General features: G+C 72.2%; 20 protein-coding genes. 15 read left to right on the top strand and 5 right to left on the bottom strand.

The window, feature by feature from the left end; genetic code table 11:
• Positions 1-65 precede the first annotated feature (65 nt).
• Positions 66-428, bottom strand: coding sequence for a WhiB family transcriptional regulator (locus ACOOHC_RS03785; protein ID WP_420452684.1), 363 nt, complete (start codon positions 426-428; stop codon positions 66-68).
• Between the two features lie 431 nt (positions 429-859).
• Here ACOOHC_RS03785 and ACOOHC_RS03790 point away from each other — a divergent pair, with 431 nt between their 5' ends.
• From ACOOHC_RS03790 to ACOOHC_RS03830, 9 genes are all read left to right on the top strand, one after another.
• Entirely contained in the window at positions 860-1,372 is a 513-nt protein-coding gene (locus tag ACOOHC_RS03790; protein ID WP_420452685.1) for a hypothetical protein, read from the top strand.
• A complete protein-coding gene (ppk1, locus tag ACOOHC_RS03795; RefSeq protein WP_420452686.1) occupies positions 1,362-3,656 on the top strand; it encodes a polyphosphate kinase 1 in 2,295 nt (764 codons plus the stop codon). The genes ACOOHC_RS03790 and ppk1 overlap by 11 nt, the downstream gene beginning before the upstream one ends.
• 232 nt (positions 3,657-3,888) lie before the next feature.
• Positions 3,889-5,073, top strand: a complete 1,185-nt coding sequence (locus ACOOHC_RS03800) for a substrate-binding domain-containing protein (RefSeq protein ID WP_420452687.1) — start codon at positions 3,889-3,891, stop codon at positions 5,071-5,073.
• A 112-nt stretch (positions 5,074-5,185) separates the two neighbouring features.
• Positions 5,186-6,109, top strand: coding sequence for a phosphate ABC transporter permease subunit PstC (pstC, locus tag ACOOHC_RS03805; protein ID WP_420452688.1), 924 nt, complete (start codon positions 5,186-5,188; stop codon positions 6,107-6,109).
• Between the two features lie 5 nt (positions 6,110-6,114).
• Positions 6,115-7,083, top strand: coding sequence for a phosphate ABC transporter permease PstA (gene pstA, locus ACOOHC_RS03810; RefSeq protein ID WP_420452689.1), 969 nt, complete (start codon positions 6,115-6,117; stop codon positions 7,081-7,083).
• Positions 7,084-7,168: 85 nt separating this feature from the next.
• Complete coding sequence (gene pstB, locus ACOOHC_RS03815; protein ID WP_420452690.1) at positions 7,169-8,017, top strand: phosphate ABC transporter ATP-binding protein PstB; 849 nt, start codon at positions 7,169-7,171, stop codon at positions 8,015-8,017.
• Entirely contained in the window at positions 8,017-8,736 is a 720-nt protein-coding gene (phoU, locus tag ACOOHC_RS03820) for a phosphate signaling complex protein PhoU (protein WP_420452691.1), read from the top strand. The genes pstB and phoU overlap by 1 nt, the downstream gene beginning before the upstream one ends.
• 5 nt (positions 8,737-8,741) lie before the next feature.
• Positions 8,742-10,148: a sensor histidine kinase gene (locus ACOOHC_RS03825; protein WP_420452692.1), complete on the top strand. Its 1,407-nt coding sequence runs from the start codon at positions 8,742-8,744 to the stop codon at positions 10,146-10,148.
• Complete coding sequence (locus tag ACOOHC_RS03830; protein WP_420452693.1) at positions 10,145-10,849, top strand: response regulator; 705 nt, start codon at positions 10,145-10,147, stop codon at positions 10,847-10,849. The genes ACOOHC_RS03825 and ACOOHC_RS03830 overlap by 4 nt, the downstream gene beginning before the upstream one ends.
• A 174-nt stretch (positions 10,850-11,023) precedes the next feature.
• On the opposite strand, the gene ACOOHC_RS03835 is transcribed toward ACOOHC_RS03830, so the two are convergent.
• Together ACOOHC_RS03835 and ACOOHC_RS03840 are read right to left on the bottom strand one after the other, a co-directional pair.
• Positions 11,024-11,221 (bottom strand): cold-shock protein, encoded by a 198-nt coding sequence (locus ACOOHC_RS03835; protein WP_420452694.1) that lies wholly within the window; start codon positions 11,219-11,221, stop codon positions 11,024-11,026.
• Positions 11,222-11,320: 99 nt separating this feature from the next.
• Positions 11,321-12,412: a pyridoxal-phosphate-dependent aminotransferase family protein gene (locus tag ACOOHC_RS03840; RefSeq protein ID WP_420452695.1), complete on the bottom strand. Its 1,092-nt coding sequence runs from the start codon at positions 12,410-12,412 to the stop codon at positions 11,321-11,323.
• Positions 12,413-12,550: 138 nt separating this feature from the next.
• Here ACOOHC_RS03840 and ACOOHC_RS03845 point away from each other — a divergent pair, with 138 nt between their 5' ends.
• A complete protein-coding gene (locus ACOOHC_RS03845; protein ID WP_420452696.1) occupies positions 12,551-14,017 on the top strand; it encodes an MFS transporter in 1,467 nt (488 codons plus the stop codon).
• Here the strand turns inward: ACOOHC_RS03845 and ACOOHC_RS03850 are convergent.
• On the bottom strand, positions 13,899-15,146 hold the full coding sequence (locus ACOOHC_RS03850; protein ID WP_420452697.1) for a zinc-dependent metalloprotease: 1,248 nt from the start codon (positions 15,144-15,146) through the stop codon (positions 13,899-13,901). The two genes, ACOOHC_RS03845 and ACOOHC_RS03850, sit on opposite strands and share 119 nt — an antisense overlap.
• Positions 15,147-15,218: 72 nt before the next feature.
• On the opposite strand from ACOOHC_RS03850, the gene ACOOHC_RS03855 reads away from it, so the two are divergent.
• Positions 15,219-16,289, top strand: coding sequence for an NAD-dependent epimerase/dehydratase family protein (locus ACOOHC_RS03855; protein WP_420452698.1), 1,071 nt, complete (start codon positions 15,219-15,221; stop codon positions 16,287-16,289).
• A gap of 4 nt (positions 16,290-16,293) precedes the next feature.
• On the opposite strand, the gene ACOOHC_RS03860 is transcribed toward ACOOHC_RS03855, so the two are convergent.
• Positions 16,294-16,881 (bottom strand): hypothetical protein, encoded by a 588-nt coding sequence (locus ACOOHC_RS03860; RefSeq protein ID WP_420452699.1) that lies wholly within the window; start codon positions 16,879-16,881, stop codon positions 16,294-16,296.
• A 233-nt stretch (positions 16,882-17,114) separates the two neighbouring features.
• Between ACOOHC_RS03860 and ACOOHC_RS03865 the strand changes: the two genes are divergently transcribed.
• The 4 genes from ACOOHC_RS03865 (at position 17,115) to ACOOHC_RS03880 (ending at position 20,481) form a co-directional block, all read left to right on the top strand.
• Positions 17,115-17,600 (top strand): molybdenum cofactor biosynthesis protein MoaE, encoded by a 486-nt coding sequence (locus ACOOHC_RS03865; protein ID WP_420453850.1) that lies wholly within the window; start codon positions 17,115-17,117, stop codon positions 17,598-17,600.
• Positions 17,601-17,822 carry a hypothetical protein gene (locus ACOOHC_RS03870; RefSeq protein WP_420452700.1) on the top strand — a complete coding sequence of 74 codons (222 nt, stop codon included), beginning with the start codon at positions 17,601-17,603 and terminating at the stop codon, positions 17,820-17,822. It begins immediately after the preceding gene.
• 68 nt (positions 17,823-17,890) lie between these two features.
• Complete coding sequence (locus tag ACOOHC_RS03875) at positions 17,891-18,895, top strand: rod shape-determining protein (protein WP_420452701.1); 1,005 nt, start codon at positions 17,891-17,893, stop codon at positions 18,893-18,895.
• A gap of 110 nt (positions 18,896-19,005) precedes the next feature.
• The gene (locus ACOOHC_RS03880) at positions 19,006-20,481 is read left to right on the top strand and encodes an RNB domain-containing ribonuclease (RefSeq protein WP_420452702.1); all 1,476 of its coding nucleotides are present in this window, start codon (positions 19,006-19,008) and stop codon (positions 20,479-20,481) included.
• The last annotated feature ends 13 nt before the right edge of the window (positions 20,482-20,494 follow it).

A 20,494-nucleotide genomic window follows, 5' to 3' on the forward strand; every position in this document is an offset into this window, starting at 1 on the left:
GCACGACCAGGTCGTGGACGGTGGTTCGTTCGCCCGCACCGTGCACGGACGGGTCCCGTGCGAGATCAGACGGTGACGGCGGTCTCGTCGCTGCGCGACTTCAGGATCCGTCGCCGCTCGCGCTCGCTGCAGCCGCCCCAGACGCCGTGGTCGATGCGCTCGTCGAGCGCGTAATCGAGGCAACGGGCCTTCACCGGGCAGTCCCGGCAGATCTTGCGGGCCTTGTCGACACCGACCCCGTCGCTCGGGAAGAAGGTGGCCGGGGGGTGGAGGCGGCAGTTCCCGTCCGCCATCCAGGCGCTCTCGGAGTCGGGATCGGGCGGCGCGGTGGCCAGCTCGGTGGGTCGGCCGTTGAGCTCGGCGAGCGCGGCGTCGCTCAGCCCGATCGCTGCTCTGCGGCTGCCGTCACGCTTGGTGCGCTTGATCATGGTCGAGGTCCTTCGGGAGGGGGTGGTGGAGGTGCGGTGGGTCGATCCGGGGCGTCCCCGGATCCCTGGCCGGCCCGCGAGGTGGGCCGCCGGGCGACGGTGGGTTCGATGGCTCGATGGCTCGATGGAGACGGTGTACGAGGTGGAGACGTCCGTCGGTACGTCCTGGTTCCTGCTTTTCCGGTTCGTTCACGAATCGACACCTGGACGGTCGGCCCGATGCTTCGTCTCGCGATCGTCGGACGATCGTAACCGTTCCGTCATGTCCGGGTCGGTCGCGACCCGGGATCCACCTCCCGTCGATCACCGCACGGCCGCCGTGGCGGATCGGACGGTCGCACGGCGATCGCCCGGCCGGTCGCGGCGTGCGCCGTGCGATGCGCCGGCTCGGCGCTCGGCGACGAGCGTCGCGATGTCGGTAGAGTCGCCCCATGACCGACGTCGTCGAATCCGCTCCGCCGAGGGCGCACGCCCGAATCGCGTACCTCGGGCCCGTGTCGCCGCACTGGGAGGTCTACGGCGACTGGGGGGACCGCCAGGTGCTCGACGAGTTCCGTGCGCGGGTCCTGGCCCGTCTCGTCCTGCTGCCGCGGGAGGATCCGCAGTTCCGACGCAACCGGGAGCGGATCGTGCGCGACGCCGAGCGGGAGCTGATCTCGATCGAGTGGGACCTGGGCGTGATGACGCCCCAGGCGACGCGCACGGCGACGGCGGCGGCCGCCGAGCCCCCCGCGGACGCTCCTGCAGCCGACCAGGCACCCGCCGACGGGACCGAGGCGTCGGAGACCGGGTCGTCGGAGGCCGTGCACGCAGGTGCGACGGCCGACGGCGGGGCGCCCGCCGAAGCGCCGGTGCCCGACACGGAGGCGGAGGCGGCCGGGTCGGCGTCACCGGGTGACGACACCGACGACGCCGAGGCGAGCACCACCACGAGTGACGGCTGAACGGACGCACCTGTCCGGCGCGGTCGGCGACCGGGCGTGGCCGGCGCCGGGTGACGTGGGGCTCGACGGGTCCACGACCGGCGAGCCGGGCGGCCAGCCCATCGCGGGAGCGGCGCCGCCCCTCCCGCTCCCTCGTCACGACGGATCCGACCGCGAGGGGACCGACGAGCGGTTCCTCAACCGCGAGCTGAGCTGGCTCGCCTTCAACGAGCGCGTGCTCGAGCTCGCGATGGAGGAGGGGATCCCGCTGCTCGAGCGCGCCAAGTTCTGCGCGATCGCCTCGACGAACCTCGACGAGTTCTTCCAGGTGCGCGTCGGCGCCCTGAAGGACCAGGTCGCCGCCGGCCTCGACCGCCCCACCCCCGACGGACGGACCCCCGCCCAGCAGATCGTCGACGTGATGGCGTCGGTCCCCGAGTTCATCGAGCACCTCGACCACGCGTTCGTCGACCGGCTAGTCCCGGCGCTCGCGGACGCCGGAGTCGCGATCATCCACCACGCGGACCTGACCCCGGAGGAGATCTCGGCGCTCGACGTGTGGTACGCCGAGCGCGTCTACCCCGTGCTCACCCCGCTCGCGGTCGACCCGGGGCACCCGTTCCCGTACATCTCCGATCTGGCGCTGTCGCTCGCGATCAACGTCGCCGACCCCGACACCGGCGACCGCCGCTTCGCCCGCCTGAAGGTCCCGAACGTCTTCCCCCGGCTGGTCGAGGTCGCCGTCGGGCGCTTCCTGCCGGTCGAGGAGCTCATCGCGGCCAAGCTCGACACCCTCTTCGTCGGGATGATCGTCGAGGAGTGGGCTCCCTTCCGCGTCAGCCGCAACGCGGACCTCACCCTCGAGGAGGACGAGGCGGAGGACCTGCTCGAGGCCGTCGAGATGGAGCTGCGCCGCCGTCGGTTCAACAAGGCGGTCCGCCTGGAGGTGGCCCACGACGTCGGCCCGGAGCTGCTGGAGCTGCTCGTGCGCGAGCTCGACCTCACCCACGACGACGTCACGTACCACCGCTCCCTGCTCGATCTGGGCTGCCTGTGGCAGCTGATGTCGATCGATCGCCCGGACCTCAAGGACGAGCCGTGGTCGCCGATCACCGCCGGCCGCCTCGTCGCGGCGGAGGAGGCCGATCGGCCGATCTTCGACGCGATCCGGCACCGCCCGATGCTCCTGCACCACCCCTACGAGAGCTTCTCGACCAGCGTCGAGGAGTTCATCGCCCAGGCCGGCGTCGACCCGAACGTCAAGTCGATCAAGATGACCCTGTACCGCGCCGGCGGCGACAGCGCGATCATCCGCACCCTGATCCGGGCCGCCGAGAGCGGCAAGCAGGTCGCCGTGCTGGTCGAGCTGAAGGCCCGCTTCGACGAGGCGACCAACGTGCAGTGGGCCAAGCAGCTCGAGCGCGCCGGGGTGCACGTCGTCTACGGGATGGTCGGGCTCAAGACCCACTCCAAGGTCGTCCTCGTCGTGCGCGACGAGGGGGATCACCTCCGCCGGTACTGCCACATCGGGACCGGCAACTACAACGCGAAGACCGCTCGCGTCTACGAGGACCTGGGCCTGCTGACCTGCGACGACGCGATCGGCGACGACGCGCTGGAGCTGTTCAACCACCTGACCGGGTACAGCCGTGCGGTCGACTACGACACCCTCCTGGTCGCGCCCCGCGACCTGCGTGGCCAGCTCCTCGATCTGATCGAGCACGAGTCGACCTTCGGCGCGGAGGGCCACATCACGTTGAAGTGCAACTCGATCGCGGATCCCGAGATGATCGAGGCGCTGTACGCGGCGAGCGCGGCCGGCACGCGGATCGACCTGATCGTGCGCGGGGTGTGCTGCCTGCGCGCGGGGGTCGAGGCGATGTCGGAGAACATCCGGGTGCGCAGCGTCCTCGGTCGCTACCTCGAGCACAGCCGGATCTACCGCTTCGCCCACGGCGGCGATGCGCACGATCGCCCGGCCGGTGCCGTCGAGGCGCCCGCGGGCGACGGCGCGCAGGGCGGCGACCCCGCAGCGGTGTACCTCATCGGGTCCGCCGACCTGATGCCGCGCAACCTGAACCGGCGCGTCGAGGTGCTCGTCCCGGTGGAGCACCCGCGCCACCAGGCGTGGCTCGACCAGGCGCTCGAGTTCCAGCTCGCGGACGACGTGGTCGCGTGGGAGCTGCGTCCCGACGACAGCTGGGAGCGGGTGGGTCCGGCCACGGGCTTCGAACCCCATCCCCAGGAGCGGATGTACCGCTGGACGGTCGAGCAGCAGACCGTGGGCAAGCGCACCTCGGACTGAGCCCCGCGCCCGCCGAGCGGACGGGGCCCGGGGAGCGCGACGGGAGCAGGAGAACCCGAGCCCGCCGTGGCGGTGTTCGTCCGGGCGACGTCGATCGTTCACCGGGGGTTCACCTCGTGCGCCGGTCGGTTCACGTTCGGTCCGTACCGTCCTCCCCGTTCCGGGCGGATCGCGAGGCGGTCGTCCGGGGCACCGTGAACCACACACCCCCCGAACGAGGAGTTCGAACACCGTGAACAAGACCCACCGCATCTTCGCGGGCGCCATCGCGCTGACGCTCACGACCGCTGCCTGCGGCAGCGACGACGCGTCCGAGACCGCCGACGAGGCGGTCACCGAGGTCACCGAGGTCAGCGAGGCCGCCGACGACGCGATGACCGAGACCAGCGACGCGATGACCGAGACCAGCGACGCGATGACCGAGACCAGCGACGCGATGACCGAGACCAGCGACGCGATGACCGAGACCAGCGACGCGATGACCGAGACCAGCGCGAGCGGCGGCGAGGCGACGGATCTGTCGAGCCTGTCGGGGGACATCACCATCTCGGGGTCGTCCACCGTCGAGCCGATCTCGGTGCGCGTCCAGGAGCTGTTCAACGAACAGGCTCCCGACGTGAACATCACCGTCGACGGTCCCGGCACCGGTGACGGCTTCCAGCTCTTCTGCGAGGGCTCGACCGACATCTCCGACGCCTCGCGGGCGATCAAGGAGGAGGAGGCGCAGGCCTGCGCCGACGCCGGGATCGAGTTCACCGAGCTCCAGGTCGGCATCGACGGCATCGCGGTCATGACCAGCTCGGCCAACGACGCCGTCGACTGCGTCAGCTTCGAGCAGATCTACGGCCTCGTCGGCCCCGAGTCGACCGGCTTCGGCGACTGGAGCGACGCCAACCCGCTGGTCGAGGAGCTCGGCGGCGACGCCTCGCTGCCCGACGCGCCGCTCGAGATCTTCGGCCCCGGCGAGGAGTCGGGGACCTTCGACTCGTTCATCGAGATCGTGCTCGAGGGCATCGCCGAGGAGCGCGGGCAGGAGGCGATCACCCGCCCCGACTACAACCCGTCGGCCGACGACAACGTCATCCTCCAGGGGATCCAGGGCTCCGACACCAGCTTCGGCTGGGTCGGGTTCGCGTTCGCCGAGAACGCGTCCGACGTGAAGCTGCTGCAGGTCGACGGCGGCGACGGCTGCGTGGAGGCGAACGCCGAGACGATCGCCTCGAACGAGTACCCCGTGAGCCGGCCGCTGTTCATCTACGTGAACGACGCGACCGCCCAGGAGAACCCGCAGCTCGCCGCGTTCGTCGACTTCTACATGCAGGACGGGCTCGACACCGCCACCTCCGAGGTCGGCTACGTCGCGCTCGCGGACGACGCGAAGGACGAGGTGCGCAGCACCTGGGACGCCGCTCTCTGACCGACCAGCGCTCCTCGCGCCTCGAGCGGCCCGTCCCCACCGTCGAGGTGGGCGGCGGGCCGCTCGGGGGCCGCTACTCTCGACGCTCGACCCCTCCGGAGACACCGATCGCATGAGCGACACGATCACCCTCGAATCACTCGCCGCCCCCACCTCGCGCAAGACCAAGGAGCGGCTCGTCCGCACCGTCGTGCTCGTCGCCGCCCTCGTGTCGGTGATGGTCTCGGCGGCGATCGTCTGGTCGCTGTTCCGTGAGGCGTGGGTGTTCATCAGCCAGATCGACTGGTCGGTGACGTGGGGCCAGATCGGGTGGTTCCCCCGGCGGGGGATCTACGACGTGCCCACCCTGGTCGTCGCGACCCTGATCGTCACCGCGGTGGCGATGGTCGTCGCGATCCCGATCGGGCTCGGCGCGGCGATCTACCTGTCGGAGTACGCACGACCGAAGGTGCGCAAGCTGCTCAAGCCGACCCTCGAGATCCTCGCCGGCATCCCGTCGGTGGTGCTCGGGGCGTTCGCGATCACCTTCATCGCCCCGAACGTGGTGGCGAACATCGGCGGCGACGACGGCGGGTCGCTGATGGCGGCCGGGATCGGCGTCGGCATCCTCACCATCCCGCTCGTCGCGTCGATCTCCGAGGACGCGATGCGCTCGGTGCCGCGCGAGCTGAGAGAAGCCTCGACCGGCCTCGGCGCCCGCAAGGTGACGACGGTGACCCGGGTCGTGCTGCCGGCCGCGACGTCGGGGCTGGTCGCCGCCGCCATCGTGGCGGTGAGCCGTGCGATCGGCGAGACGATGGTGGTGTTCCTCGCGGGCGGCGCCGCCGACGCCGCGATCTTCAACTCCGATCCCTACGAGGGGGGTCTCACCATGACCGCGGCGATGGCGTCGCTCGCCAGCGGCACCGACCAGGTCGTCGGCGCCGGGCTCACGTTCCAGAGCCTGTTCTTCGTCGGCCTCCTGCTGTTCGTCATCACCCTGACCCTGAACCTGATCGGCAACGCGTTCGTCGCGCGCGTGCGTGAGAGGTACTGACCGCCATGGCCCTCACGCAACCCCTCGTCGGCGACCGCACCCGCGAGGAGATCCGCCGATCGGTCAGCGAGTCGGAGACCGACGTCGTCGGCGGGATCTTCCGTGCGCTCGTCATGGGCGCGCTCGCGGTGTCGCTGCTGATCCTCGCGATCCTCTTCGGCGACCAGATCTCGCTGGGCTGGTCGCAGCTCACCGGCCGCCTCGGCGGCTTCCTCTCCGGCACCCTGCGCTCGCGCTCGTCCGACGAGCTGCTCGGCGTCCACCAGGGCCTGTACGGCTCGCTGTGGATCGCGATCTTCGTGGCCGTGCTGGCGTTCCCGCTCGGGATCGCCGCAGCGATCTACCTCGAGGAGTACGCGCCGACCAACCGCTTCACCGCCTTCCTCGACCTGATCATCCGCAACCTCGCCGGGGTGCCGTCGGTGGTCTACGGGCTGCTCGGGTTGTTCCTGTTCGTCAACGACGGGTGGCTGCGCGACAACGTCACCAACGGGTCCACGACCATCTCGGCCGGGCTGACCCTCGCGGTGCTGGTGCTGCCGATCGTGATCATCACCTCCCAGGAGGCGCTGCGCTCGGTGCCCCAGGGGCTCAAGGAGGGCGCCTACGGCGTCGGAGCGACCCAGTGGGACATGATCCGCACCCAGATGCTGCCCTACGCCGCCCCCGGCATCCTGACCGGCACCCTGCTGTCGATGTCGCGCGCGATCGGTGAGGCGGCGCCGCTGATCCTCGTCGGCGCGATCACCGGCGGGATGACCGCCAACCCCGGTCTCACCGACGTCAGCGCGCTCGACGACCGGTTCACGGCGATGCCGATCATCATCGTCAACTGGGTGCAGCAGTCGGGCCGCGACGAGGGCTTCCTCGGCGCGGCGGCCGCCGCGATCATCGTGCTGCTGGTGTTCGTGCTGCTGCTCAACCTCGCGGCGATCATCCTGCGCAACCGGTACGAGAACAAGCGAAGCTCGTGACGCGCCCCGAGACCCCACCGCACCCGTCCATCCCGCCGTCCCCCACAGGTCAGGAACGAACATGCCCACACGAACCGAGTCCACGATGAGCGAGACCGACTCGTCGATCGCCCGGATCGCCGCGGAGAACGCGTCCCCGATCTCGGCCGACGCGGAGAACGTCTTCGAGGCGCGCGACCTCAGCGTCTACTACGGCGACTTCCGCGCGGTCCGCGACGTCGACGTCGACATCAAGGAGCACCAGATCACCGCCTTCATCGGCCCGTCGGGGTGCGGCAAGACGACGATCCTGCGGTGCTTCAACCGGATGAACGACCTCATCGACATCGCCCGCGTCGACGGATCGCTCAAGTACCACGGCATCGACCTGTACGACTCCGAGGTCGACGCCGTCGAGGTGCGTCGGCGGATCGGGATGGTGTTCCAGAAGCCGAACCCGTTCCCGAAGTCGATCTACGACAACGTCGCGTACGGCCCGCGGGTGTCGGGCCGCAAGAAGGGCGATCTCGACGACGTGGTCGAGCGGTCGCTGCGGCGGGCCGCGCTGTGGGACGAGGTGAAGGACCGGCTCGGCTCCTCCGCGCTCGGGATGTCCGGCGGTCAGCAGCAGCGCCTGTGCATCGCGCGCGCGATCGCCGTCGAGCCCGACGTGCTGCTGATGGACGAGCCGTGCTCGTCGCTCGACCCGATCGCGACCGCACGGATCGAGGAGCTGATGCAGGAGATCAAGGACGACTACACGATCGTGATCGTCACGCACAACATGCAGCAGGCGGCGCGCACCAGCGACCGCACGGCGTTCTTCTCCGTCGAGGTGAACGAGGAGAGCGACACCCGCACCGGGTTGATGGTGGAGGTCAACCCGACGGAGAAGATCTTCTCCGCCCCCGACGACCCCCGCACCGAGCAGTACGTGACGGGCCGGTTCGGCTGATGGGCGAGGACCTGCGCGCGTCGTTCCACGAGAAGCTGGACGACATCCGCACCGGGATCGCCCGCCTCGGCGCCGGGGTGACCGAGCTCGTGCCGCGCAGCACCCAGATCCTGCTCGACGGCGACCTCGAGGCGGCGGAGTACGTGATCCTCGGCGACGACGACTACGACCACCGCTCCCTCGAGCTCGAGGAGATGTGCTTCAGCCAGATCGCCCTCCAGGCGCCGGTCGCGGGCGACCTCCGCGCGGTCGTCTCGGCGATCAAGATCATCGCCGACGTCGAGCGCTCCGCCGACCTGTGCGTGAACATCTGCAAGGCGGCGCGGCGGATCTACAGCCACGAGCTCGACTCCCACCTGCGGGGGATGATCCACAAGTGCGGATCCCAGGCGTCGCTGCTGTTCAAGGAGGCCACCGAGGCGTACCTGCACACCGACGGCGCCCGAGCCGCCGCGCTCCACGACATGGACGCCTACCTCGACGACCTGCACCGCCAGTTCATCCAGACGATCTTCGAGAGCCACGCGAACGGCAGCATCGATCTCCAGGTGGCCGTGCAGCTCGCCGTCGTCGCCCGCTTCTACGAGCGGATCGGCGACCACGCGGTCAACGTCGGCGAGCGCACCCGCTACATCGTCGACGGCTGGCTGCCCGACGCCCCCTACCCGGAGAGCGACAACGAGCTCGCTCCGGCCGAGCGTCGGCCGCCGACCGACTGACCGACGTGTACGTCGCCGTCGCCGTGGCCCTGCTCGCCGGAGCCGTGATCGGCTTCCTCCTGGCGGCGCGCCGACCCCTCGGCGCACCGAGCGGTCGGGCGGGCGTCGTCGTCCGCGAGGGCCGCGACGGAGCCCGGCGGGCCGCGACGTCGATCTCGTCGCCCGGCGGCGGCGAGCGCCACGTCGGCGAGCCCGGCGGGGGTGGGAGCCGCGGTGGCGGTCTCGGCGACGGTGCGCGCGAGTCGGCCTCCGTGGTGGTCCACGGGGAGGAGTCGGACTCCTCGGTCGACGACATCGGCACCGTCCTGCGGCTGGCGATCAACGAGTTCGAGCTCGGCGTGGTCGTCAGCGCCCCCGACGGCCGGGTGATCTACCGCAACCGCGCCGCGTCGGCGATGCACGGGACCCACGCCGGCGTCCTCGTCGAGGACCACGTCGAGCGCGCCCTGGACACCGCCCGCCTCGGCGCGGACGTCGATCGCGTGGTCGACCTGCACGGCCCGCCGGCGCAGAACCTGCGCCTCGTCGCCACCTCGATGCCGAACGGGCTCGCCGTGGCGACGATCGAGGACGTGAGCGCCCGGGTGCGCCTCGACGCGATGCGCACCGACTTCGTCGCCAACCTGTCCCACGAGCTGAAGACCCCGGTCGGGGCCGTGGCCGTGCTGTCGGAGGCGTTGTCGGGGGAGACGGACCCGGTCGTCGTGGAGCGCGTGGCGGCCCGCCTCGTCGCCGAGGCGCACCGGGCGGTCCACGCCATCGACGACCTGCTCGAGCTGGCCAGGATCGAGTCCGCGACGGACACCTCGCAGGAGGTCGATCTCGGCGGGGTGGTGGCCGACGCGATCGCACGAGGTCGGGGCCTCGAGGACGCGCACGAGGTGACCGTCTCGGCGTTCCTCGGTCGACGGCCGCCGCGGCTGCGCGCCGATCGCCGTCAGCTCGTCTCGGCCATCGGCAACCTCGTGGAGAACGCGGTGAAGTACAGCGAGCCCGGTGGTCTCGTCCAGGTGCGGACGCACACCACCGATCGCGTCGTCGAGGTGATGGTCGCCGACCAGGGGATCGGGATCCCCGCCCGCGACCTCGACCGGGTGTTCGAGCGGTTCTACCGGGTCGACCGTGCCCGGAGCCGCCGGACGGGGGGCACGGGGCTCGGGCTCTCGATCGTGCGTCACGTCGCCTCGAACCACGGCGGCGAGGTCGTCGTGTCGTCGACCGAGGGCGAGGGCTCGACGTTCGTCCTGCGCCTCCCGATCGAGCTCGTGGTCGGTGGGTCGGACCCGGACGGCGGCGCCGATCCCGACGCCGATCCGCCGATCGGCGCGATGGTCGATCCGGGGATCGACGCGCCCCGCGACCCGAGCCGTGGCGCGGCCGGCGACCCGACCGTCGATCGTGGGCGACCGTGAGCGAGGCGACGATCTTCGTCGTGGAGGACGAGCCCAGCTTCGTCGAGGCGCTGACCCTCGGCCTGACACGGGAGGGGTTCACCGTCGAGAGCGCGGCCGACGGGGCGGAGGCCCTCGCCCGCTTCGACGAGGTGGCGCCCGATCTCGTGCTGCTCGACGTGATGCTCCCGAAGGTGAGCGGGATCGACGTGTGCCGCCAGCTGCGCAAGCGGACCCAGGTGCCGATCATCATGGTCACCGCCAAGGGCGCCGAGATCGACACCGTGGTCGGCCTCGAGGTGGGCGCCGACGACTACGTGACCAAGCCGTACCGCCTGCGCGAGCTCGTGGCGCGGATCCGTGCGGCCCTGCGCCGCGCCCCGAGCGGGGCGGACGCGACGCTGGTCGGGTCCGAGGGGATCGAGGTGGACGGCGTCCAGCTCGACCCCGCCCAGCACCTGGTGCGCGTCGACGGCGAGGAGCTGACGTTGCCGCTGAAGGAGTTCGAGCTGCTCCACCTCCTGCTGGAGAACGCCGGTCGCGTGCTGCCGCGCGACACCCTGATCGATCGGGTCTGGGGCCACGACTACGTGGGCGACACCAAGACCCTCGACGTGCACATCAAGCGCCTCCGCGGCAAGATCGAGGTCGACCCGTCGGCACCCCGCCGGATCACGACGATCCGCGGTCTCGGGTACAAGTTCACCCGGCTCCCCCGCTGAGTAGACCACCCGGGCGAGTCGGGCACCTCGATCGGCGTCGCGCGTCGCGGAGGCGCCGCGGTCGGCCGATGGACGGTGGTGGGACCGGAGGTGCCGGCGGGGGAGCGGAGATCGCGCTCGGACGCGACGGAGCCGCCGACCCCGAGGGATCGGCGGCTCCGTCGACGGGTCGGATCAGATGGCGCGGACGTTCTGGGCTTCGTCGCCCTTGCGGCCCTGGCCGATGTCGAACTCGACGTTCTGGCCCTCGTCGAGGGACTTGTAGCCCTCGCCCGAGATGTTGGAGTGGTGGACGAACACGTCGTCCCCGCCCTCGCGCGAGATGAAGCCGAAGCCCTTCTCGTTGTTGAAGAACTTCACGGTGCCTTGCATGCTGTTTCTCTTTCGTTCCAGCGCACCGACGTGGCGCGCTCCTGCACGACGCTACGCCGTGGAGGGCGAAAACGTCGCGGAGCCGCACCGCCGAGGTGCTCAGCCGACGATCTCGTCCAGCGCTCCCAGCAGGGTCGTCACGTTGCGCAGCCGGGCGGTGTGGCCCATCGTCCCGATCCGCCACACCTTCCCGGCGACCGGCCCGAGCCCGCCGCCGATCTCGACACCGAAGTCGACGAGCAGGCGGGACCGGACCTCGGCCTCGCTCCGGGAGCCGAGGCGGCCGTCGGGGATCGAGATCGAGCTGAGCGGGGCGAGTCGGTGCCCCTCGGCGGCGAACAGCTCGAAGCCGAGCTTCTCCATCCCCGACTTCACGGCGTCGCCCGCCGCACGGTGGCGCCGGCGCACCACGTCGAGCCCCTCGTCGAGCACCGCGCCCAACCCGGCGTGCAACGAGGTGATCATCGAGATCGGGGCGGTGTGGTGGTAGGCACGAGCGCCGTCACCCGTGACGTAGTCGCGGATCATGTTCAGATCCAGGTACCACGACCGCGGTCGTGGGTTGAGCCGCTCGAGCGCACGCTCCGACACGGTCATCGGTGCGAGCCCCGGCGCGACGCCGAGGCACTTCTGCGTCCCCGAGTAGGCGATGTCGACCGACCAGTCGTCGACCCGCAGCTCGACACCGCCGAGCGAGGTCACGCAGTCGACCAGCAGCAGCGCATCGCCCTTGGCCGCGCCCATCGCCGCCACGTCGCTCTCGACCCCCGTCGAGGTCTCGGCGTGGACCATCGCGTACATCGCCGGCGAGTCGTGGGCGGCGAGCACCCGTTCCACGTCGACCGGCTGCCCCCACTCGTGATCGACCGCCACCGCGGTGGCGCCGCTGCGCTCGACGATGTCGACCATCCGCCCGCCGAACACCCCGTTGACCGCCACGACGACGGTGTCACCGGGCCCGACGAAGTTCACGATCGCCGCCTCCATCCCCGCCGAGCCGGTTCCCGACACCGGGAAGGTCAACGCGTTGCGCGTCGCGAACACCTCCCGCAGCCGCTCGTTCGTCTCGTCGAGGAGCGCGATGAAGTCGGGATCGAGGTGGCCGAGCATCGGCCGGGTCAGGGCCTCGGTGGCCTCGGGGTAGGGGTTGCACGGGCCGGGGCCCATCAGGATCCGATCGGACAGCGTCATGGTCGCAACCCTACGAAGTCGGTGCCGGGCCGGCCCGCACCCGGACCCGCGCCGACGGCCGCGCGGCGTACCCCGCGAGGGCTCGACGAGCGCCCGGCGCGCACCTCCGGGCGAGCGGGCGCGACGTAGGATCTGCCGGTGGATCGGCGGCTCGAGGGGCGGGGTGACCGGGCGTCGGATCGGGCGCGCGCCCGACGTGACGGGCCACCTCTGTCGAGGTTCACCCGCCTGGCGGTGACCCACGCGCTGATGATGGCGGGCGACGCCGCGATGGTCGTCGCGCTGGCGGACTCGATCTTCTTCAGCGTCGATCTCGACGCCGCACGGACCCAGGTGATGCTGTTCCTCGGGGTCAGCTTCGCCCCGTTCCTCGTCATCGCCCCGCTCATCGGGCCGTGGATCGACCGGATCTCGGGCGGGCGTCGGCTGGTCGTCCAGATCGTCGCCGCGGTGCGGGTCGTGCTCATGGCGCTGATGGCGGTGAACGTCGACGGCTTCGCGCTGTTCCCGCTGGTCTTCGCGTCCCTCGTGCTGCAGAAGACCTACACGGTCTGCAAGTCGGCGCTCGTGCCCTCGACGGTGCGCTCCGAGGCCGAGCTGGTCGAGGCGAACTCGAAGCTCGGCCTCGTGTCGGGGATCACCGGGGCCGTGGCGGTGGTCCCCGCGGGGATCCTGCTGACCGTCGTCGGTCCTCCGGCGGCTCTGCTCTACGGCGCGGCGCTGTTCGCAGCGGGGGCGGTCTCGTCGCGCCGCCTCGCTCCCGAGGTCGTCGCACCGGCCGACGACGACGCCGAGGGCGAGCTCGCGTCGCCGTCGTTGCGCCTCGCGACGGTCGTCATGACCGTGCTGCGCGCCAACGTCGGCTTCACCTTCTTCCACCTCGCGTTCTGGCTGCGGACCGAGGACGGCGGGACGATCCTGTTCGCGCTCGCCGTCGGGGCGTCAGCCGTCGCCACGATGGCGGGCAACGCGCTCGCTCCGCGCATCCGCAGCGCGCTGCGCGAGGAGTCGATGCTGTCGGGGGCGCTCGTGCTCGGTGCCGCCGCGGGGCTCGGGCTCGCCGTCCTCGGTGAACCGGTCGCCGGGATCCTCGTCGCCGCCGTCGTCAACTTCGCCGCTGCGATCGGGCGGCTCGCGTTCGAGAGCGTCGTCCAGCGCGACGCCCCCGGAGCGAACCACGGTCGGGCGTTCGCGACCTTCGAGACCCGGTTCCAGTTCGCGTGGGCGGGAGCCGCGTTCACGGCGGTCGCGATCCGGGCGCCGGGCGCGGTCGGGTTGGCCGTGGTCGGCATCACCTCCGCGCTCGCCCTGGTCCACCTCCAGCTCGGAGAGCGGTCACCGGTGCACCGTGCTCTGAGCACGCGGCGCCGACGTCGCTCGATCGGCCGGCGGACCTCGTCGGCGGCACCTCGGCGGGCCGGGACGGACCGCCCGGCGGCACCCCGCGACGACGGGGCGCGCACGACCGGATCGGCCGAGCGCTCGGTCAGTCGGCGGCCGGGGGAGGGGCGGGGTCCGGGGTCCCGTCGTCCGGCGCGACGCGAGCGAGCCACAGGCCCGGGGCCTCGATCTCGCTCGGCGTCGGCGAAGCGGAGGCGTCGCTGAACAGCGGGGCCAGGCCCGCCTCGCCCGCGCGGTCGACGACGCCCTGCACGAACGCCTTGCCGCGCGCCGTCTGCACGGCGCCGAGGCGGATGCCGAGGAGCCGCTCGACGAACACCTCGTCGGGAGACGTCTCGGAGCGGCGCCGTCGAACGGCCGCCGCGATCTGGAGGGCGTCGCCGCCGATCATGCGTGCCGCGACGGCGTCGACCACCCAGTCGATGACGCCGATCGCGGTCGCGACGGCGGCGTCGAGGTGCGGCTCCATCTCGAGCTGCTCGGGCGACCGGACCGCCCCCAGCAGGACCTCCGGATCTCCCAGGGCGGCCTGCATCGCCGCCATGGGATCGCCTCCGTCCACCTCCATCGAGCTCAGCTTGTCGGTGACGGCCGAGGCGTCGGGACGGAAGGCGCCGACGTGGCGCTGCACGAGCGACCGGAGGTGGTCGGCGAGGTGGTCGACCGAGAACAGGGTCAGTCCGGCCAGTTCGTGGGCGATCACCCACAGGCGCATCTCGTCGAGCGAGATCTCCCAGTCGGCGGCGAACGCGTCGATCGTCGGGGGGACCAGGACGAGCGTCGGAGACGGTCGCGGGATCGGCAGGTCGTACACGCCGAAGGCCCGCCGGGCGAGGTTGCCGACCATCGAGCCGACCGCCATGCCGAGCATCGCGGGCGCCATCATCTTCGACAGGCCGGCCATCATCTGGGCCATCGGATCCGACGACCCGGCCGGGTCGTCGGTGGGGCCGAGCGAGGTGGCCATGTCGGTGAACAGGGGGCGGTAGGCCTCGAGGGTCTGCGCGGCCCACTGCTCGGGGGTCGCGACCGACGGCTCGACGAGGGGGACCTCGAGCCCCATCACGTCGGCGACGTGCAACCGCACGATGTCCGCGAGGCGCGCGTACTGGATGCGCACGCTCGGGTCGATGTTCGCCGCCGACGTGACCCCGGCCCCGCCGGCGAGGCCGGCGAGGCCGTCGCCACCCGTCGCGGAGACGATCGCGAACTGCCGTGCGGCATCCCAGTTGAGCGGACCCTGGCCGGCGAGCATCCGCGAGATGTCACCGAACATCGGCAGACCGTCGAACGGGTTCACGCCCTGGGGATCGTCCTCGGCGTCGTCGGCCATGGTCCGATGCTACGCCCCGCACCCGCGCCCGCGTCGGCGGGTGCCCCGCGGCCGCGCGGTAGCGTCGGCGCGATGACGACGGCGGTGCTCATGGGGGCCGACAGCCCGTTGGGCGAGCGGGTCGCCGCGCTCCTCGACGACGGACGCACCGCGGTCCACCTCCTCGACGACGGGGTCCACCCTGCCGAGGCGGCGCGCGGCTCGTGGCCCGACGTCGCCGACGTCGTCGTCGACGTCGGCACCTCCGACTACGACCGGCGCGCCGAGCGTCGTGAGAGCGCGAGCGAGTTCGTCACCTCGGCGCTCGCCGCGGCCGACCGCTTCTCGGTGGACCAGATCGTGTTCGTGTCCTCCGCGCTGGTGTACGGAGCCGCGCCGAACAACCCCCGTCCGCTGACCGAGGACGCCGTCCTGCGGCCCGACGTCGAGTTCGTCTTCGCACGCCAGCTCGCCTCGGCCGAGGAGCTCGTCGACCAGTGGCGACGGGCGCGACCCGGTCGGATCACCACCGTGCTGCGGCCGGCTCTCTCCCTCGCCGAGAACGACAGCTCGCGCCTCGCCGCGGCCCTGGTGTCGGGCCTCGGCCGGCGGGTCGCCGAGGCGGATCCACCGAGCCAGTTCCTGCACCTCGACGACCTCGCGAGCGCCGTGGTGCTCGCCGTGAGCCAGCGACTCGACGGGGTGCACAACGTCGCCCCCGACGGGTGGGTGCCCGGCGAGCGGGTGCGGGCGCTGTCGGGTGAGCGACCCCGGCTCCCGCTGCCCGAGCGCGCGTCGGAGGTGATCGCATCGCTGAGCTGGAGGTTCCAGAGGGGGCCGCTGCCGCCCGGGCTGCGTCCCTACACGCGCGAGCCGTGGATCGTTTCGAACGGGCGCCTCCGGGCGTGCGGCTGGGAGCCCACGATCACCAACGAGCAGGCCTACGTCGAGGGCACGGAGGCTCCGTGGTGGACGATGGTCTCGCCGAAGCGCCGACAGGAGCTCACCCTCGGCCTCGCCGTCGTCGGCGCGGCGGCGGCGGCGTCGATCCTGGCGTTCCTCGGTCGGAGCTGGGCTCGACGACGAGCCGCCCCGGCGCGAGCCCGCGTCGCTCTGCGCGAGGTCGGCGGGCGACGGCGCGGGGGTCGGGCGCGCCGATCCTGACGGGTCAGGAGACCAGGATGCGCAGCTCCCCGTCGACCCAGCTCGCGACGAGCTGGCCGTCGACGGTCATCACGATCGAGCCGTCGGGGGCCGCGAGCCGCGCGACGTGACCCCACGAGACGTCGTAGGTGTGCGAGACCGTCAGCACGATGACGCGATCGTCCGCAGCGGGCAGGTCCGGAGCCACCGAGCGGTCGTGCGACCGCCCGGCACGCGACACGGCGATCGGCGCACCGACCAGGGCGAGAGCGCGATCGGGGAGGGCGACGGTGCGGTTCATGCGCACGGTCTGCGTCGCCTCCCCGTCCGGTGCCGCAGACGGACCGGTCGTGGCCGTGGACGGGCTCGGCGCCGCGGTCTGGAGGCGGATCGTCGCCGCCGGCACCGTCGTCGCGCTCACCGCGGTCGGGGAGGGCGAGCGGGGCGGCGAGAGCGCGAGCACCATGACGGCGGCCATCATCGTCGCGACCGTCCCGGCGGCCAGCACCCACCCGCGCCCGTTCCAGCCCGGGTCCACGTCGTCGACGGTGGGGGCGAGCTCGGAGGGGTGTCGCCAGGTGCGTTCGTGCGGCGGGAGCGGAGCGGGTTCCACGAGTCGCCGAGCGTACCCACCGGCCCTGCGCAGGTGTCGTCGCGCGCACCGGCCCGGCGCGATCGACGCGCCCGCGCCGATCGACGGCCGGCGGTCGCCGATCGAGATCGGCGGGTGGTGGTGGTGCGCGATCGACCGTCGGTCCGCCCTCGGACGCTCGACGATTGCGGTCTCGCGACATTCGCACGGCGATGGCTCACCGTGCACCGCTCGGTCGGCGGGCCACCACTACCATGCCGGGCGTGACACCCCCCGACGACGGCGACGACTGGTCGGCGCTCACCGACCGGGAGCTCCCGGTCGCCGCCGCCTACGAGTGGGCCGTGCTCCCGAGCTGCGGGGCGGTCGTGCTGTTCAGCGGGACCGTGCGCGATCACGCCGACGGGCGCGACGACGTCGCCCACCTGACCTACGAGGCCTACGACGACCAGGTCGTCGCGGTGTTCGAGACGATCACCGCGGAGCTGCGTCGGCGGTGGCCCGACACCGGGCGCGTCGCTCTGCTCCACCGCACCGGGCGCCTCGAGCTCGAGGAGTCGTCGGTCGTCGCCGTCGTGTCGGCACCGCACCGACCCGAGGCGTTCGCCGCGGCGCGCTACGCGATCGACGCGCTCAAGGAGTCCGCGCCGATCTGGAAGCACGAGGTGTGGGCGGGCGGATCGGACTGGGGCACCGACGCCCACCAGGTCGCCGATCCCCGAACCGTCGGGAGCGCCTGAGTGCTCGCCGCCCTCGTCGTCGCGGTCGTCGTCATCGTGGCGATCGCCGTGGCCGTGCGGGTCCTGCGCTCGCGCCAGGACCCGGTCGACTCGTTCCGTCGGCAGATCGACGCGCTCTCCCCCGAAGCGCGCCGTCCCACCGTCGACAAGGTGCGCCGGGCGGACGAGGAGTCGGGCGAGTCCGGTGGCGACGGTCCCCGCCGCCCCGACTCGGGCGCGTGACGCCCACCGCCGCCGGCTCGGCCGCTCCTTGCGGTTCGGGGCCCGCACCGACATGATGGGCCGTCCTCATGGCTCGTGACCTCGCAATCGACCTCGGAACGGCGAACACCCTCGTCTACATGAAGGGTCGGGGGATCGTGCTCAACGAGCCGTCCGTCATCGCCCTCAACCGCCAGACGGGCGAGGTGCTGGCGACCGGGCGCGAGGCGTGGCAGATGATCGGCCGGACCCCCGGCTACATCGTCGCGGTGCGTCCCCTGCGCGGCGGGGCGATCACCGACTTCGAGATCACGGAGCGGATGATCCGGCTGCTGCTGCAGCGCGTCGGCGTCAGTCGCTTCACGCGCCCCAAGGTCGTCATCTGCGTGCCCTCCGCGATCACCGAGGTCGAGCGGCGAGCGGTCACCGACGCCGCTCGCCGAGCCGGCGCGGCCGACGCGAACCTGATCGAGCAGCCGATGGCCGCCGCGATCGGAGCCGACCTCCCGATCGACGAGCCGGTCGGCAACATGGTCATCGACATCGGCGGCGGGACCAGCGAGACGGCGGTCATCTCCCTCGGTGGGATCGTGTCGCTCGAGGCCGTGCGCGTCGGGTCGTTCGACATCGACGCCGCGATCCAGAACCACGTCCGACGCGAGCACGGGATCGCGATCGGTGAGCGCACGGCCGAGGAGATCAAGGTCGCGATCGGTTCGGCCGACCCGACGCTCGACGAGAACCAGGCCGAGGTGCGCGGGCGCGATCTGATGACCGGGCTCCCGAAGACCGTGCTGCTGACGCCCGAGGAGATCCGCTACGCGATCGAGGACGTGGTGTCGTCGATCGTCGCATCGGTCATCCGCTGCCTGTCGAAGGCGCCGCCGGAGCTGTCGCAGGACTTCCTCGTGCGCGGGATGTACCTCGTCGGCGGCGGCGGGTTGCTGCGCGGCCTCGCCGAGCGCATCGAGCGAGAGACCGAGGTGCCGGTGCGGATGTCGAACGTGCCGCTCGAGGCCGTGGTGCTCGGCGCGGGCCACGTGATCGAGCACTACGAGGCGCTGCGCGGCATGTTCATGGGCGCCCGCCGCTGACCCGCCGACCCGGGCTCCCGGGTGTCGCCGCGCCGCTCGGCGGACGTCGGCGCCCCCGCCGTCGTGCGCGCATCGGGTCGTTCGTCGCCGGGCGTCGTTAGCGTCTCGCCATGGCTCGCAGCGGACCGACGGTGGTGCCCGCGCAGACCGCGGCGGAGTTCCGGGAGGGATTCGACCGGTTGCGCGACGACTTCGACGTGCCGGGAGAGCACCCGCCCGAGGTCGTCGCCGCCGCCGAGGAAGCGGCGTCGCGCCCCCTCGACGTCGTCGAGCCCGGCGGGGAACCCGGGCGATGGCAGCACGTCGACCGGACCGACGTCGACTTCCGCACCCTCGACCCCGAGAGCAGCACCGACCTCGACCAGGCGTTCGCCGTCGAGCGCTCGGGCGACGACGTCCTGCTGCGCTACGCGATCGCCGACGTCGGGTGGTTCGTCAGGCCGGGGGATCCGATCGACGCCGAGGCGTGGCGTCGCGGGGTCACGATCTACCTCCCCGACGGGCGCGCGGGGCTGCACCCCGAGCGCCTGGCGGAGGACGCGGCCAGCTTGCTGCCCGGAGGTCCCAAGCCGGCGATCGTGTTCGCCGTGCGCGTGGCCGACGACGGTTCGGTCCGGCTCGACGGCGCCGAGCGGGCCCTGGTGCGCAACCGCGCCAAGCTCGCCTACTCGACCGTCACCGGAGCGGACCTCCCCGATGGCTTCGACGAGCTCTCGCGCCGCATCGAGGTCGCCGAGCGTCGACGCGGGGCGGACCGGATCCAGTGGCCCGAGCAGGAGGTCGTGCGCGCCGAGGGCTCCGGCTTCGAGCTGCGCTTCCGGCCCCGCAGCCCCGCCGAACGGCAGAACGCGGCGATGTCGCTCGCCACGAACATGGCGATCGCGGACGCCCTGTGGGCGGCGGGGACCGGGCTGTTCCGCACGATGCCCCCCGTCGACGAGCGCCACATCGGGCGGCTGCGCCGCACCGCACGGGCGTTCGGCCTCGACTGGCCCGAATCGTCGTCGCTCGGGGAGTTCGAGCGGTCGCTCCCGCCGGACGATGCGCGCACGGCGGCGTTCCAGCTCGCGGTGCGTCGCTCGAGCGGAGGCGCGTCGTACACCCCGTACTCGCAGATCGTCTCCGACGACGGCCCCGACGACGGCGGGATCCGCGACGGCAGGCCGTGGCACTCCGCCCTCGCCGCGACCTACGTGCACGCGACGGCTCCCCTTCGGCGCCTGGCCGACCGCTACGTGGTCGAAGCCGCCCTCGCGGTGGCGAACGGGCGCGAGGTCCCGATGGAGTGCGTCGAGGCGTTCGGCGAGCTCCCGGCCGCGATGCGGCGGGGTGACACGATCGCCAACCGCGTCGACCGCGCTGCGATCGACCTCGCGGAGGCGATCGTGCTGCGCGACCGGGTGGGGGAGATCTTCGACGCCGTCGTCACCGACGAGGACGATCGCGGCGAGCGGATCCAGGTCGCCGAGCCCGCCGTCGTCGCACGCACCACGGCCCGCCGGGTCGACCCGGGCGACGAGATCCGGGTGCGCCTCGAGTCGGTCGACGTCGTCGAGCGCTCGGTCGCGTTCGAGCGCGTGTCGTGAGCGCCGGCCGGGC

Origin of the sequence: Ilumatobacter sp. (genome assembly GCF_965215205.1) — a bacterium.
Lineage (GTDB): Bacteria > Actinomycetota > Acidimicrobiia > Acidimicrobiales > Ilumatobacteraceae > Ilumatobacter_A.